The organism is Geobacillus sp. C56-T3 (genome assembly GCF_000092445.1).
GTDB lineage: Bacteria > Bacillota > Bacilli > Bacillales > Anoxybacillaceae > Geobacillus > Geobacillus thermoleovorans.
Window position 1 is genome coordinate 1,866,612 of sequence record NC_014206.1, and the last position, 14,072, is coordinate 1,880,683.

At 53.0% G+C, this 14,072-nt stretch carries 16 protein-coding genes; 13 read left to right on the top strand and 3 right to left on the bottom strand.

The features are described 5' to 3' along the window. The first annotated feature begins 8 nt into the window (after window positions 1-8). From GC56T3_RS09255 to GC56T3_RS09305, 11 genes are all read left to right on the top strand, one after another. A complete protein-coding gene (locus GC56T3_RS09255; RefSeq protein WP_173346448.1) occupies window positions 9-587 on the top strand; it encodes a YpjP family protein in 579 nt (192 codons plus the stop codon). 91 nt (window positions 588-678) lie between these two features. Continuing rightward, window positions 679-1,383, top strand: coding sequence for a hypothetical protein (locus GC56T3_RS09260; protein WP_013145295.1), 705 nt, complete (start codon window positions 679-681; stop codon window positions 1,381-1,383). A gap of 74 nt (window positions 1,384-1,457) precedes the next feature. Continuing rightward, a complete protein-coding gene (gene thyA / locus GC56T3_RS09265) occupies window positions 1,458-2,252 on the top strand; it encodes a thymidylate synthase (RefSeq protein WP_011231268.1) in 795 nt (264 codons plus the stop codon). Window positions 2,253-2,265: 13 nt separating this feature from the next. Then, entirely contained in the window at window positions 2,266-2,760 is a 495-nt protein-coding gene (locus GC56T3_RS09270) for a dihydrofolate reductase (RefSeq protein WP_013145296.1), read from the top strand. Window positions 2,761-2,940: 180 nt separating this feature from the next. Further along, on the top strand, window positions 2,941-3,387 hold the full coding sequence (locus GC56T3_RS09275) for a YndM family protein (protein WP_013145298.1): 447 nt from the start codon (window positions 2,941-2,943) through the stop codon (window positions 3,385-3,387). A gap of 565 nt (window positions 3,388-3,952) precedes the next feature. After that, window positions 3,953-5,224: a threonine ammonia-lyase IlvA gene (gene ilvA / locus GC56T3_RS09280; RefSeq protein ID WP_013145299.1), complete on the top strand. Its 1,272-nt coding sequence runs from the start codon at window positions 3,953-3,955 to the stop codon at window positions 5,222-5,224. A 96-nt stretch (window positions 5,225-5,320) separates the two neighbouring features. Then, window positions 5,321-5,572: a YpmP family protein gene (locus GC56T3_RS09285; RefSeq protein WP_011231264.1), complete on the top strand. Its 252-nt coding sequence runs from the start codon at window positions 5,321-5,323 to the stop codon at window positions 5,570-5,572. A gap of 179 nt (window positions 5,573-5,751) precedes the next feature. Further along, a complete protein-coding gene (locus GC56T3_RS09290; RefSeq protein ID WP_013145300.1) occupies window positions 5,752-5,961 on the top strand; it encodes a DegV family protein in 210 nt (69 codons plus the stop codon). A 54-nt stretch (window positions 5,962-6,015) separates the two neighbouring features. Next, window positions 6,016-6,588, top strand: coding sequence for an SCO family protein (locus GC56T3_RS09295; protein ID WP_013145301.1), 573 nt, complete (start codon window positions 6,016-6,018; stop codon window positions 6,586-6,588). Window positions 6,589-6,662: 74 nt separating this feature from the next. Continuing rightward, entirely contained in the window at window positions 6,663-7,445 is a 783-nt protein-coding gene (locus GC56T3_RS09300; protein WP_041468403.1) for an SGNH/GDSL hydrolase family protein, read from the top strand. After that, window positions 7,442-8,017, top strand: coding sequence for a YpmS family protein (locus tag GC56T3_RS09305; RefSeq protein WP_013145303.1), 576 nt, complete (start codon window positions 7,442-7,444; stop codon window positions 8,015-8,017). The genes GC56T3_RS09300 and GC56T3_RS09305 overlap by 4 nt, the downstream gene beginning before the upstream one ends. Before the next feature lie 87 nt (window positions 8,018-8,104). Here GC56T3_RS09305 and GC56T3_RS09310 read toward each other — a convergent pair whose 3' ends face one another. Beyond that, window positions 8,105-9,469, bottom strand: a complete 1,365-nt coding sequence (locus tag GC56T3_RS09310) for an RsmF rRNA methyltransferase first C-terminal domain-containing protein (protein WP_013145304.1) — start codon at window positions 9,467-9,469, stop codon at window positions 8,105-8,107. Between the two features lie 28 nt (window positions 9,470-9,497). Then, entirely contained in the window at window positions 9,498-10,091 is a 594-nt protein-coding gene (plsY, locus tag GC56T3_RS09315; protein ID WP_011231258.1) for a glycerol-3-phosphate 1-O-acyltransferase PlsY, read from the bottom strand. 175 nt (window positions 10,092-10,266) lie between these two features. Between plsY and GC56T3_RS09320 the strand changes: the two genes are divergently transcribed. Beyond that, window positions 10,267-10,692 (top strand): OsmC family protein, encoded by a 426-nt coding sequence (locus GC56T3_RS09320; protein WP_013145305.1) that lies wholly within the window; start codon window positions 10,267-10,269, stop codon window positions 10,690-10,692. 258 nt (window positions 10,693-10,950) lie between these two features. Next, a complete protein-coding gene (locus GC56T3_RS09325) occupies window positions 10,951-12,573 on the top strand; it encodes a bifunctional UDP-sugar hydrolase/5'-nucleotidase (RefSeq protein ID WP_013145306.1) in 1,623 nt (540 codons plus the stop codon). A 67-nt stretch (window positions 12,574-12,640) separates the two neighbouring features. On the opposite strand, the gene pepT is transcribed toward GC56T3_RS09325, so the two are convergent. Beyond that, the gene (pepT, locus tag GC56T3_RS09330; RefSeq protein ID WP_013145307.1) at window positions 12,641-13,876 is read right to left on the bottom strand and encodes a peptidase T; all 1,236 of its coding nucleotides are present in this window, start codon (window positions 13,874-13,876) and stop codon (window positions 12,641-12,643) included. Between the last annotated feature and the right edge of the window lie 196 nt (window positions 13,877-14,072).

Below are 14,072 nucleotides of genomic sequence, written 5' to 3' on the forward strand. Positions count from 1 at the left end.
AGATGAAGCTGCCGTCTTGGCTTCGAAAAACGCTTGTTGCCGCCATTACCGTCTGCACGTTTGGACTCGTCACACCGCCCGCTTCGCTGCTCGCGGCCAAAGAGCCGCCGTCAGATGATGCATCGTCTTCCGACTGGCAGCACAGTCCAACAAGTCGTGCCGAGGAAGCGGTTTCGTTGACGCGAGCTCAATTCATTGAGCGGACGATGGAAAAGGCCGTTGCCCAGTCCCATGAAAAATTCGGCCGCAAAATCGCTCCGGTCATTGAAGATGAGTTTCGCGCCGTCATTTTGCCGCGCATGGAAGAAGTGATCGCCGAGCTTGCCGATCGTTATCCGGAAGAGGAGCTCCGCTATTTGGCTGTTTCGGAAAATCCGTCCGGCGGGCAAGGGGAGCGCATTTTTCATTTGTATCGGGCGGATACGGGAGAGGATTTGATCCGCTTTCACGTCCGCCGCGAGCATCCGCCGCAAGACGGATATTGGTTTCAGTTTCACTATCATACATGCGATGATGGGTTTCAAGCCCATCATGAACTCGGGAAAATCTACTGGTCAAAAAATACGCCGCCGAACTGGCGTACATAATCGCCTACGGTTCTTTCCTGATTTTGCGCGTTTTTTCCCGCTTCGTTCTATGATATGATTTTCATAGATTGAAAGAAGCGGGGGAACCACGATGAAACGGCTGTTCACTAGTTTGTTGGCGGCGCTGTTCGCCATTCCGCTTCTGTCGTTCTCGCCGTATCCGGCTGCCCATGGCGTGCTGCTTGAAGAAAGCAGCCTTGGCCTTAGGGGTGTTCCGTCTCATGATGTGCTTGGCCGCATCATCATCGTGCCGGAGACGGAGTTTTCCGCCTCTGAAGCGAATGAAATGATCCGGACGCTCGCCCGCATTGATCGCACGATTTTAGAGCAGGCGGCGGACCACCATATTTACATCCAACTGTTGACCGGCCCGATCACCGATGAGCCGACGGCCCGCCATTTGCGCGGAAAAACGCCGCGCGGTTATATGCCGGGTTCGAAAACATGGGATGACGTGCCGGGCATCGGTGGGTCGCATTTAGTGCTTGTCCGCCTCGGCCATAGCGAAAAAGGAAAAGGGCATGGCTCGGTCAATTTGGAGCTGCATGAGTTTGCTCATTCGCTCGATTACATCGTATTTGACCGCATTCATGAAACGGACGAATTTCAAGCGATTTGGCGGGAGGAGGCGCCGCGGCTCTTTCCTGGCGAATATTATTTTTTGACTTATCCGGAAGAGTATTTTGCCGAGTCGTTTGCCTATTATTATGCAAGCGACAAGACGCGGCAAACGTTGCGGGCGGCAGCGCCGAGAACATATGCGTTGATCCGCGGATTGGCGGAACGGGCCTCGTAAAAGGCTCGTTTTTTTATGGACAAGTGGTTCACCATGCGTTGCTTTATGGTATGATAGAGCGTGAGGTGAGAACATTGCGGCAATATTTGCAACTTTTGGAGGATATTTTGGAAAACGGCGTCGAAAAAGAAGACCGCACGGGCGTCGGCACGCTGTCGGTGTTCGGCCGCCAGCTCCGCTTCAACTTGCAAGATGGATTTCCGCTCGTGACAACGAAAAAATTGCATATCCGCTCCATCATTTATGAACTGCTTTGGTTTTTAAAAGGCGATACGAACGTCCGCTATTTGCAGGAGAATGGCGTGACGATTTGGGACGAGTGGGCGGACGAAAACGGCGATCTCGGCCCGATTTACGGCGCGCAATGGCGCTCATGGAAAGGGGCGGACGGGAAAACAATCGACCAGATCGCGTGGGTCGTCGAGGAGATCAAACGAAATCCGAATTCACGCCGGCTGCTTGTGAGCGCTTGGAACGTAGCGGAATTGGACGAGATGAAGCTGCCGCCGTGCCATTATGCCTTTCAGTTTTATGTTGCGAACGGTCGGTTGTCGTGCATGTGGCAGCAGCGCTCCGTTGATACGTTTTTAGGGCTGCCGTTTAACATTGCCAGCTACGCGCTGTTGACGCATATGATCGCCCAGCAATGCGACCTCGATGTCGGCGAACTCATTTTCACCGGCGGTGATGTCCATTTGTACAAAAACCATCTCGAACAGGCGAAACTGCAGCTGACGCGCGAGCCGCGCCCGCTGCCGAAGCTCGTGATCAAACGGAAGCCGCCGTCCATTTTCGATTACGAATACGACGATTTTGAAATTGTCGGCTACAACCCGCATCCGACGATTAAAGCACCGGTGGCTGTGTAAAGGAGAGGACGCGATGATTTCGCACATTGTGGCAATGGATGAAAACCGGGTGATCGGCAAAGACAACCGCTTGCCTTGGCATTTGCCGGCCGATTTGGCGTATTTTAAACGGGTGACAATGGGCTATGCCATCGTGATGGGGCGCAAAACGTTTGAAGCGATCGGCCGGCCGCTTCCCGGCCGCGATAACGTCGTTGTCACGGGCAACCGCTCGTTTCGCCCGGAAGGCTGCCTTGTGCTTCATTCGCTCGAGGAAGTCAAGCAATGGATCGCATCGCGCGCTGATGAAGTGTTTATCATCGGCGGGGCCGAACTGTTTCGGGCGACGATGCCGATTGTCGACCGGCTGTATGTGACAAAAATTTTTGCTTCCTTCCCCGGCGATACGTTTTATCCGCCCATTTCTGACGATGAATGGGAAATCGTTTCCTATACGCCAGGAGGGAAAGATGAAAAGAATCCGTATGAACACGCCTTTATCATTTATGAGCGGAAAAAGGCGAAATAGATGGGACACGGGCATGGACATGCGTTTGTCGTTGGCGTACGAAACGTTTGCGAAGACGACCCCAAAAACGGGGCGTCTTTTTGTTTGAGATCCGAACATTTTGAAAACGTGTTTCTGCATAGAAGCGGGGCGAAAAAGGAACGATAATCAATAGAACCACAATGGAAATGGAGGAAGACGATGAAACATATCGTTCCGTTTGTCGTCAAGCTCGCTGCTTGGAGCGTCGTCTTGTTTTCGATGTTTACGATCTTCGATGCCCCGCTTTCCTTGATTTCACTCATGACGATCGTGACGGCGCTTGTTTCTTATATGATCGGCGATCTGTTCGTGTTGCCGCGCGTCGGCCATTTTGTCGCTGCCGCTCTTGACGTGCCGCTTTCCTTTTTGCTTATTTGGCCGGTCAGCTTTGCCCTCATTGCCCCGTCCGTCAACATGGCATACGGCGCGTTTTTCAGCTCCTTGGCGATCGGGGCGGTTGAAGCGTTTTTCCATTTGTATATGGAAAACCATGTGCACGAAGAAGCAAGACGGGAAGAAGCGCACCGCTGGTATGATGAAGGAAGATGGGCGACGGAATTTGCCGAGGAAGAAGAGTTCAAAAGAGAGGAGGACGACCGGGCGTAGCGCCGGTCGTTTTTTCTGGCCGCTTGCGCATGAAGAAGTATATAGATGCAATTTGAAGATTTACCATTTGCGGCTTTTACCGAGTATTGGATCGACTGTCGGGCGACCGAACAACGCCGCTTCCAGACCCATATATGGGTCTGTGAAGCAGGCGTTTGTTCGGTCTTCTGTCACGCCTTGGCGTGACGGAGGCAAGCCACAGGCTTGCCTTCGACAGTCGCAAGTGGATAAACCGCTTTTCCGTCAAGAATATGTGAAACTTCTTCGTTGCATCTATATCGTTCGCCGTACATATGCTGCACAATTCGCCGTGTTGCCGTCTGGCAGGACGGCTAGGGAGAGGTTTCGAGCAGGAAGGATGGCGCTCATCGGATGGCGTCAGGCCAAAAGCGCGAATCTGGCCGGCGGAAGCGTCCAGTATCCGGTAAAGCGGGGCCATCGCGATGTTCACGAGCCCGCTTCCCTTCATCCTCATAAAACTTTTCGAAAATTCCCTTTTCTTTTTGCGAATTTGTGATATAATCTACAAATCAAAGACAACTTAGAAAAGAAAGGGAACGAGAACATGGAACAACAGCTGAAACGGAAGCAAGGGGCAGTATACGTCGAGGACATTTTGATCGCGTATCATACGCTGAAGGATGTTGTTTTCCATACGCCGCTGCAAAAAAATCCGCTGTTATCCGAGCGCTACGAGTGCAATGTCTACTTAAAGCGCGAGGATTTGCAAGTCGTGCGTTCGTTTAAGCTGCGCGGGGCGTACAACCGGATGAAGCATTTAACCGATGAGGAGCGGAGAAACGGGGTGGTATGTGCCAGCGCCGGCAACCATGCCCAAGGGGTGGCCTATTCATGCCGGGCGCTTGGCGTGCATGGGAAAATTTATATGCCGGCGACGACGCCTCGGCAAAAAGTGTCGCAAGTGCAGCTGTTTGGCAAAGACATGGTCGAGATCGTCCTTGTCGGCGACACGTTTGACGATTCATACAACGAAGCGGTGAAGTGCGCCGAGGCGGAAGGGCGGACGTTCATCCATCCGTTTGATGATGAATACGTCATCGCCGGACAGGGGACGATTGGCGTCGAGGTGCTCAACGACTGCGATGAACCGATCGACTTTTTGTTCGCCAGCATCGGCGGCGGGGGATTGATGGCCGGACTAGGGACGTATGTGAAAAGCATTTCTCCGTCCACCAAAGTCATCGGGGTCGAGCCGGCTGGCGCCCCATCGATGAAAGCGGCGCTCGAGCACGGACATGTGGTGACGCTCGATGAAATCGACAAGTTCGTTGACGGCGCTGCCGTCAAGACGGTCGGGGAAAAGACATTCGCCTTATGCCGCGGGGTGCTTGATGACATCGTCGTCGTTCCGGAAGGAAAAGTATGCACGACGATTTTGGAGCTGTACAACGAAAACGCCATTGTCGCTGAACCGGCAGGGGCGCTGCCGATCGCCGCACTTGATTTTTACAAGGAACAAATCCGAGGCAAAACAGTCGTCTGCGTCATAAGCGGCGGCAACAACGACATCGACCGGATGCAGGAAATCAAAGAGCGCTCGATGATTTACGAAGGACTGCAGCACTATTTCATCGTCAACTTCCCGCAGCGGGCTGGGGCGTTGCGTGAGTTTTTGGATGAAGTGCTTGGGCCGACCGATGACATTACCCGGTTTGAATACACGAAGAAAAACAACAAAGAAAGCGGACCGGCGCTTGTGGGCATCGAGCTGAAACGGCGCGAAGACTACGCGCCGCTCATCGAGCGGATGAAGAAAAAAGGCTTCCCGTTCCAAGAGGTCAACAAAGACCCGAACTTGTTCCATCTATTGATTTGACGAAAAAAGTCGGAACAAATTCGCCGCATTCCGACATACTTTTTCACCGGATTGGTGTATAATAAAAGTAAATCGGTGAAAAAGAGGATTGATATTTTGCTATTCAAAAGCCTCGAGTTTCAAAACGCGTATGGGCAGAAGGTCAAGATTATCGAAATTCCAGTATTGGAGGAAGAGAATACGTACCGATTCATGGTCCAACTGCGCTTGGAGGCGTTTATTGCAAAAGTGTATCGGTCGAGAACAAACCGTTCCGTTTACTCGTTCCGCGAACATTTGAAGAAAGTGCTGAAATGGCCGGTATATGAGCAGATCTTTAAAGAAACGGCGTTAAAGCATAATGCATGACTGTTGTTGTTTTGCCCTTGGCGGCAAAACAACTTTTTTTCTGCCGGTATAGTCCGTTCATAATGGGCGATGTTCCTGCTTGGGGATGAGCCGAGCTTGCTCATGGACGTTTTTAGGTAGGATTTTCGCCGGTTTCATTATATAATGGAAACGAGATCATCAGTATTAGGAGTGAACGAATGAAACCAATCAAAATTGTAACCGACTCAACGGTCGATGTGCCGTTTTCGGTGCTTGCCGAGCACGGCGTTGAAGTCGTTCCGCTTCATTTGACAGTGGATGGGGAGGCGTTTATCGACCGGGTGACGATCACCCCGGAACAATTTATGGCGAAAATGAAAGCGGCGCGCGAACTGCCGAAAATGGAGGAAGCGGCGCTTGATGAATAAACGCCGTTGTTGTGCGGCATCAACATATTTTGGTCGAAAAGGATGGATCCATCGATGTGGAAACGAATCGCGCTTTTTCTCGTTGTTCTTTTGCTGGCGGCGTGCGGAAAAACGATTCCGGACGCCAAAAACTGGCCGGTTGAGGACTTTACGTTTGTCGATCAAACGGGCAAGCCGTTTGGGCTTCGCGACTTAAAAGGAAAAGTGTGGGTCGCCGATTTTATTTTTACAAATTGCGAAACGGTTTGTCCGCCGATGACGGCCCATATGGCCAAGCTAAAGAAAATGGCAAAGAAAGAAGGACTGGATGTCGAGTTTGTCTCCTTCAGCGTTGATCCGGAAGTCGACACGCCGGAAAAACTGGCGGCGTATGCGAAACAATTTACAGATGACCTATCAAACTGGCATTTGCTTACCGGATACAGCCCGGCCGAGATCAGCGAGCTGGCGCAAAAAAGCTTTAAAACGATCGTGCAAAAGCCGGCCAATGACGACCAAGTCGTGCATGGCACCAGTTTTTATTTGGTCGGGCCAGACGGAAAAGTGGTTCAGACGTACAGCGGCGTGCAAGATGTGCCATACGAAACAATTTTAGAGCATATCAAAATCGTGCAGTCGTCGCAATGAGGCAAAAACGGCTACCGCCTTTTTGCCTTCTTTTCGTCTTTCCCCTTGTTGCGGCAAAAGGCAGGTGTCAAACAATGAGACGGTGGGGATGGTTGTTGTGCTGCTGGCTGCTCGCCGGATGTGTGTCGCTTTCGGCGGGCGGAAAGCCGGAGCGCCCGCATGAAGCCGCCGTCAAGCAGACGGAAGCAAAGCCGCTTCCGAAAGATATACATTTGGTCGCTTTAGGCGATTCGTTGACGGAAGGAGTCGGGGACGGCGAAGGGAAAGGAGGCTATGTTGGCCGCCTTGTCCCGCTCCTTTCGGCAGAAGACGGGGTGCGGACGGTCACCGTGACGAATTTAGGGAAACGCGGCCGGCGCATCGCTGAATTGGAACCGGTCATTCACGCCCATCAAGCGGAGCTCGGGCGGGCTGATATGATCTTGATCACCATTGGCGGCAACGATGTGATGAATGTCGTCCGCTCGCACTTTTTAGACTTGTCGCGCCAGCGGTTTCAGCAAGCCACGGAAATATTTGCCGACCGACTGGATCATCTATTGATCTCGCTGCGCACGATCAATCCGGATGCGGTCATTGTGCTTGTGGGTCTATACAATCCGTTTTCCAGCACGTTGCCGAACATTCCGGAAATCGATGATGTCATCGCTGAGTGGAACAGCGCCAGCCGGGCAGTGCTTTCACGGTATGATCGGACGATCTTCGTTGATATTCAAGACATCTTCATCGACCGCGACGAATTGCTTCATCGCGACGAATTTCATCCGAATGCCGCAGGATACGAACAGATGGCCATGCGAGTGCATGAAGCGTTAGATCAACAAAAAGAGTGGTGGGTAGGGAGCTTATTGCAATGAATTGGAAACGAGCGTTTTGGATGTTGGCGACTGTCAACGCGGCGGTCATTGTTTTAGCCGCCGCCTGGCTGCTTAAGCCGTCTCCGCCGGTGAAACGGCCGGCGCACCCGGATGTCGAAGGAGCCTCATTTACTGTTTACTCGAAGAAAGCGCATTTGAACGCCGTCATTAATGATTATTTGGTGAAAAAAACGAAAGGCCATCCGCTGCAATACCGCGTTTGGCTCGCCGATCGCGTCTATGTTTCAAGCGAAATCCCCATTTTAGGCCGCTCGGTCGAACTTGTCGTCTCGTTTGTGCCCAAAGTAATCAAAGGAGGGAATGTCGAGCTCACGGAGCCGACGATTTCGCTCGGCGACTGGAAGCTGCCAGTGACGTATGTGCTTCGCTACTTACAAAAGCACGCCCCGCTGCCGGATGAAGTGGCGATTGACCCGGAGCACACCCGCGTCTACGTCGCGCTCACGGACATTCGCTTTGGCAACGGCTATCAAGTGGCGGCAAAAAAAATCGATTTGGCCGCCGATGAGATCGTGTTTACCTTAACAATTCCGACGAAGCAGCACCAGTAAAAAAGGGCTGACCTAAAACGCACCCGCGTTTTGGGTCAGCCCCTTTTTGCGATTGGGAGCTCCTTTGCCATCTGCTTTTCCGACGTTTTAGACGAGGCGCAGCCCTTTTGGATAAAAGTTTTTCACCGTTCCTTTCACTTCTTTCCCCCAGGCGAACGGAAATCCATCCACGGCCACAAGCAGCCAACCGCGGTCGCCGCCGGTGGAAAGCGTCTCGCCGCGCCAATATTGGACGATTTCGCGGCTCGCGCTCGATAGGTCAAGCACATGTTTCGCTTCCTCTGTCCGCAGCGCCAAGGCAAGGGCATGGTTCGGCTCAAACCGCTCTTTTTTCACATCCCCTAAGTGCAACCCGGCGCGGACGATTTTCAAACCGGACAAATCCGGGCAACGCTCGGGCAACACAGTCAAATGGGCTCCAAATGACACGAACGTGCCGTCTCGCTCTGTCCACAATGCCTCTTGTTCAAACTGGCGATACAGGCGGATAGCGGCTTTTGGCGCGCTCGATTTCGCCCACCGCCCCCGCCAAGGTGAGGTGGGCCGCTGTTTTTGCAGTTTGGCGACAAAATGCCCTTCCCCTTTCAGACGGTGCGGCCAAAGGCGGGCGGCGTGTACGAGATCGGATCGATTGGTTTTCGTCCATTCCGGCCGCCCTGGCTCAAGCCCTCCCGCTTTGGCGATCGGCAACAGCCGCAAGTCATCGTGCGCCTCAAGCAGCCATTCAATCGTTTGCTCGTTTTCCTCCGGAGAGAACGTGCACGTGGAATAGACGAGAATGCCGCCTTCTTTCAGCATCGCATAGGCGCTTTCCAAAATGCGCCGCTGTCTGGCCGCACATTCTTCCACATAAGCCGGGCTCCAAAACGAAGCGGCCTCTTCATCCTTGCGAAACATGCCTTCGCCGGAACAGGGGGCGTCGACTAAAATTTTGTCAAAAAAGCCCGGAAACCGCTCGGCAAGCGCCTCGGGAGTTTCATTGACGACAACGGTGTTCGTCAAGCCGAACCGTTCGACGTTCTCTGCGAGCGCTTTGACCCGTTTCGGGTGGATTTCGTTGGCGACAAGCAGCCCTTTGTTTTCCATCATCGCTCCAAGCTGGGTCGTTTTCCCGCCAGGGGCGGCGCACAAGTCGAGCACTGTCTCCCCAGGGGCGGGACGCAGCGCTTCGGCGACCGCCATCGCGCTCGGTTCTTGAATGTAATACAGGCCGGCCGCATGGTACGGATGCTTTCCCGGCTGTTCGTCCGGCTCATAATAAAACCCGGTCAGGCAAAACGGCACCGGGGAAAGGGAAAAGGGCGCCGTTTTTGCCCATGCGCCCGGGTCGGTTTTCAACGGATTGACGCGCAAGCCGTTGATTTTTTCGTTTTCATAAACAGCGAAAAACTCGTCTGCTTCTTCATCAAGCAGCTTCTTCATTTTCGCGACAAATGCTTCCGGCAATCTCAACGCAACAAACTCCTTTCTCCGTCCGTCGTCATGAGCGTTTGCCTGGCCATTTCACTTTTGGCTCCGTTTTGTTCAAGATGCGTTGAATGTTGGCGCGATGACGATAAAAGATAAACGAAGCCAGCAACAACACTGCCACCGTCAATGGAATGTCGTCAGTGAAAAAGACGGTGTACACGACCGCATACAGCGCCGCGGCCATCGATGACAGGGAGACGTAGCGTGAAACAGCCAAGACGACAAGAAACACGGCGATGAGCGACAAAAAGAACAACGGCGAATAAAACAGCATCACCCCGCCCGATGTCGCCACCGCCTTGCCGCCGCGGAACTTGGCGAACACCGGATACATATGGCCGACCACGGCGATCGCCCCGGCCAAAAGCGGATGCACGGGGACGGAAAAAAGCATCGGCAAGCTCGCCGCCAGCGTCCCTTTTAGCATATCGCCGACAATGACGATCGTTCCCGCTTTCGCCCCAAGCACGCGGAACGTGTTTGTTCCCCCAAGATTACCGCTTCCATGTTCACGGATGTCGATCCCGTAGCCGATTTTCCCGACAAGAAGGCCAAACGGAATCGAGCCGAGAAGATAAGCAAGAAGCAAAATGAGTGCGGTCATCGAATCAAACACCCTTTACTCAACAAGTTTGTGCATGTTTCTATTTTAACATGCATGAGCGAAAACGGTAGACAGGAATTTTGCATTTCAAGGACATAGCCGCTAAACTGAAAAGAAGAAACGGGCTGTCGGAAAGTCCGTCCGACCCCGGACAGATGAGAAAGGAGCGACCATGATGAAAACGACGGTTGTATGGAACGGAAACATGTCATTCAGCGGCCAAAGCGCTTCCGGTGTGGTGATTCCGATCGACGCCTCGAAAGACGTCGGCGGCAACGATTCAGGCGCTCGGCCGATGGAGCTTTTGCTTCACGCCTTAGCCGGCTGCACCGGCATTGACATCGTTTTGATCTTGCGGAAAATGCGGCTTGATGTCCGCGCGTTTTCGATGGAAGTCGAAGGAACGCGCGCCGATGACCACCCAAAGCGGTTTACAGAGATTCATATTCATTACGCGCTCGAAGGCGATTTGCCGGAAGACAAGGTCGTCCGCGCCATTCGGTTGTCAAAAGAAAAATATTGTTCCGTTTCCCATTCGTTAAATGCCGCCATTACAGCGAGCTATTCGATCAACGGCATGCGCGGGAAGGAGACGATCTAACAAGGAGAAGGGCTTGACGTTCATGGCCGTTTCGCGTGGCATAGCGCCGAATGACGCTGGCTGTCCACCGAGCTAAAAGGGAAAGACTGTCCGATCAACAGACTCTATCGGGCGGTCTTTTTTGTTTCTGTTGTTCTCAACAGTCAGTTGCGAATTTACAAAATATTTACGAAAATCATCCTTTCTGCTCTATCATTGTATTGACTCGCAAGGATATAATGGGAGTGAACGAGAAGGCGAGAGAAAGGGGAACCGGGAATGAAGAATTCCAAACGATGGGGAAGACGGGTGCTATCCGCATTGGCTGCTGCAGCGGTGCTGGCCGCGGCTCCAGTTGGGGCGGCAGGGAACGGGAAAAGCAAGGGGAAGCCGCCTGCTTCCTCGCACCGTTATATTGAGGTGCAGCTGTTAGGCATTAACGACTTCCACGGTCAGTTGAATGTGACGAGAAAAGTCGGCGGGCGGGAAGTCGGACGGGCTGATTATTTGGCCGCTTATTTGAAACAGCGGGAGGCGGAAAACAAAAATACGCTGCTCGTCCATGCCGGCGATGCGGTTGGCGCCAGCCCGCCGGTATCGGCGTTGCTGCAGGACGAGCCGACGATCGAAGTGCTCAATAAGCTCGGCTTTGACGTCGGCACCCTTGGCAACCATGAGTTTGATGAAGGAGTAGCGGAAATGCTCCGCTTGATCCATGGCGGATACCACCCGGCGACCGGCGATTTCGCCGGAGCGGATTTTCCGTACGTGAGCGCCAACGTCGTTGATGCGCAAACGGGAAAGCCGATTCTCCCGCCATATGTGATTAAGCGGGTCAACGGCATGCCGATCGGATTGATCGGCGTCACGCTCACGGAAACACCAATGATTGTGACGCCAAGCGGCGTCGCGGGAGTCAAGTTCATCGATGAAGCAACAGCGATTAACAAAGCGGTCCGGGAACTGAAGAAAAAAGGGGTGCAAACGATCGTCGTTCTCGCCCATAACCCAGGCGTATCCAATCCGGATGGGACAAACGCAAGCGGGGAAATTGTCGATATCGCCAAAAATGTCGATGATGAAGTCGATGTGATTTTCGCCGGTCATAACCATGCCTATTTAAATGCGGTTGTGGACGGCAAGCTGCTCGTTCAGTCGTATTCGTACGGCACGGCGTTTTCTGATGTCGATTTGAAAATCGACCCGCGTACGAAAGACGTCGTCGCCAAAAAAGCGGAGATCGTGACGACCTATCATGACGGCATCACTCCGGACCCGGAAATCCGTGCCCTCGTCGAAAAATATGAAGCGAAAGTGGCGCCGCTTGTCAATCAAGTCGTCGGCACAGCAGCCGAAACGATCACCGATGAACAAAACGAAAGCGGCGAGTCCGCCTTGGGCAATTTGATCGCCGATGCCCAGCGGGCGGCGATGAAAACCGATTTTGCCTTTATGAACCCGGGCGGCATTCGCGCCGATATTGAACAAGGCGAAGTGACGTGGGGCGAATTGTACAACGTTCAGCCGTTCAACAACCAGCTCGTGAAAATGACGCTCACCGGCGCGCAAATCCGCCAGCTTTTGAATCAACAATGGCAGCCAACCCAAACGCGCATGCTGCAAATCTCCGGCCTCCGCTATACATGGAGCGCCAGCAGACCAGCAGGGGACAGAGTCGTCGATATTCAGCTGCCAGATGGCACCCCGCTTCATCCAGACGCTGAATATACGGTAACGGTCAACAGCTTTCTCGCTGATGGTGGCGATGGGTTCACCGTGCTGACGCAAGGGCAACACCGCGAGGTCGGTCCGGTCGATTTGGATGCACTTGTCACTTACATCCGCCAGTTGTCACAGCCGTTTTCGGCACAAATCGAAGGGCGGATCACAAAACTGCAATAGGCGGAACAATTATGATGTTTTTAGAAGCGAAAAAGGGATGCCGAAAACCATCGGCTCCCTTTTGGCTTTAGGAAGTTTTTTGCTCGAACAGCTTGATGATCTCCACGATCACTTCGGCCGCTTTCACCATATTGTCGGCGGAAATGTATTCGTAGCGGCCGTGGAAGTTTTCGCCGCCGGCGAAAAGGTTCGGCGTCGGCAGCCCCATGTAGGAGAGCTGCGACCCGTCTGTACCGCCGCGGATCGGTTTCACCTTTGGTTCAATGCCCAAGTTCGTCATCGCTTCGTGGGCGATGTCAACAATGTGGCGCACCGGCTCGATTTTTTCGCGCATGTTGTAATATTGGTCGTTGATTTCGAGCGTGATTCGGTCGTTTCCATATTTTTGCGCAAGCGAAGCCGCGATCTCTTTCATTTTCGCTTTGCGAGCTTCGAACTGTTCGCGGTCAAAGTCACGGATGATGTAGTGAAGCTTCGTTTCCTCTACACTGCCTTGGAACGAAAGCAAATGGTAAAACCCTTCATATCCTTCCGTATGCTCAGGCGCCTCATGGGCTGGCAACTGCTGCTCGAACTCCATGGCGATTTTGATCGAGTTGATCATTTTTCCTTTCGCTGTGCCCGGATGGACGTTTTTTCCTTTGATCGTGATTTTCGCTTCGGCAGCGTTAAAACTTTCATACTCCAATTCGCCAAGCGGCCCGCCGTCGACCGTGTAGGCAAATTGGGCGCCGAATTTGGCAACGTCAAATTTATGCGGCCCGCGGCCAATTTCCTCATCCGGCGTAAAGGCGACGCGCACTTTGCCGTGCTTGATTTCCGGGTGTTGAATGAGATAGTTCATCGCGGTCATAATTTCGGCGATTCCGGCTTTATCGTCAGCACCAAGCAGCGTCGTCCCATCGGTCGTGATGAGCGTATGCCCTTGGTAGTGAGCGAGCTCCGGGAAATCGTTTGGTGACAAGATGATGCCTTGTTCTTTGTTTAACACGATGTCCCCGCCGTCGTACTGTTCGATGATTTGCGGGTTGACGTTGGCTCCCGTAAACTCCGGAGCGGTGTCCATATGAGCCAAAAAGCCAATCACTGGCACGTTTTTGTCCGTATTGGCCGGCAACGTCGCCATCACGTAGCCGTTGTCATCGATCGTCACATCTTCCATGCCGATCGACTTCAGCTCTTCGACGAGCATTCTCGCCAGCTCCCACTGTCCCGAAGTCGATGGGCACGTATGGCTGTTTGGGTCGGATTGAGTGTTGACTTTCGCGTAGCGGATGAAGCGTTCGATGAGTTCCTGTTTCATTGGTTCATCTCCTTATGTATAAGTTTTTCTGGATCAGCGAATCATTCCGCCGATGCAGTGAGAAAAAAGAGGCGGTTTCCGTTTTATTTTACCATATGCGGCTTCAAACGGTAAAAAAGAGGGGGACCATTTCCTACTTGGCGCTATGATGCCCCAAAGTTGGCGTACGGACACTGCCATTACAGGCGCCGGTGGC

Excerpts from the sequence above, each read along its gene's own strand:
- GC56T3_RS09295 (WP_013145301.1), top strand. The coding sequence starts at position 6,016 with ATGTGGAAACGAATCGCGCTTTTTCTCGTTGTTCTTTTGCTGGCGGCG.
- GC56T3_RS09320 (WP_013145305.1), top strand. The coding sequence starts at position 10,267 with ATGAAAACGACGGTTGTATGGAACGGAAACATGTCATTCAGCGGCCAA.
- GC56T3_RS09290 (WP_013145300.1), top strand. The coding sequence starts at position 5,752 with ATGAAACCAATCAAAATTGTAACCGACTCAACGGTCGATGTGCCGTTT.
- pepT (WP_013145307.1), bottom strand. The coding sequence starts at position 13,876 with ATGAAACAGGAACTCATCGAACGCTTCATCCGCTACGCGAAAGTCAAC.
- GC56T3_RS09300 (WP_041468403.1), top strand. The coding sequence starts at position 6,663 with ATGAGACGGTGGGGATGGTTGTTGTGCTGCTGGCTGCTCGCCGGATGT.
- GC56T3_RS09260 (WP_013145295.1), top strand. The coding sequence starts at position 679 with ATGAAACGGCTGTTCACTAGTTTGTTGGCGGCGCTGTTCGCCATTCCG.
- GC56T3_RS09305 (WP_013145303.1), top strand. The coding sequence starts at position 7,442 with ATGAATTGGAAACGAGCGTTTTGGATGTTGGCGACTGTCAACGCGGCG.
- ilvA (WP_013145299.1), top strand. The coding sequence starts at position 3,953 with ATGGAACAACAGCTGAAACGGAAGCAAGGGGCAGTATACGTCGAGGAC.
- GC56T3_RS09325 (WP_013145306.1), top strand. The coding sequence starts at position 10,951 with ATGAAGAATTCCAAACGATGGGGAAGACGGGTGCTATCCGCATTGGCT.
- plsY (WP_011231258.1), bottom strand. The coding sequence starts at position 10,091 with ATGACCGCACTCATTTTGCTTCTTGCTTATCTTCTCGGCTCGATTCCG.
- GC56T3_RS09275 (WP_013145298.1), top strand. The coding sequence starts at position 2,941 with ATGAAACATATCGTTCCGTTTGTCGTCAAGCTCGCTGCTTGGAGCGTC.
- GC56T3_RS09270 (WP_013145296.1), top strand. The coding sequence starts at position 2,266 with ATGATTTCGCACATTGTGGCAATGGATGAAAACCGGGTGATCGGCAAA.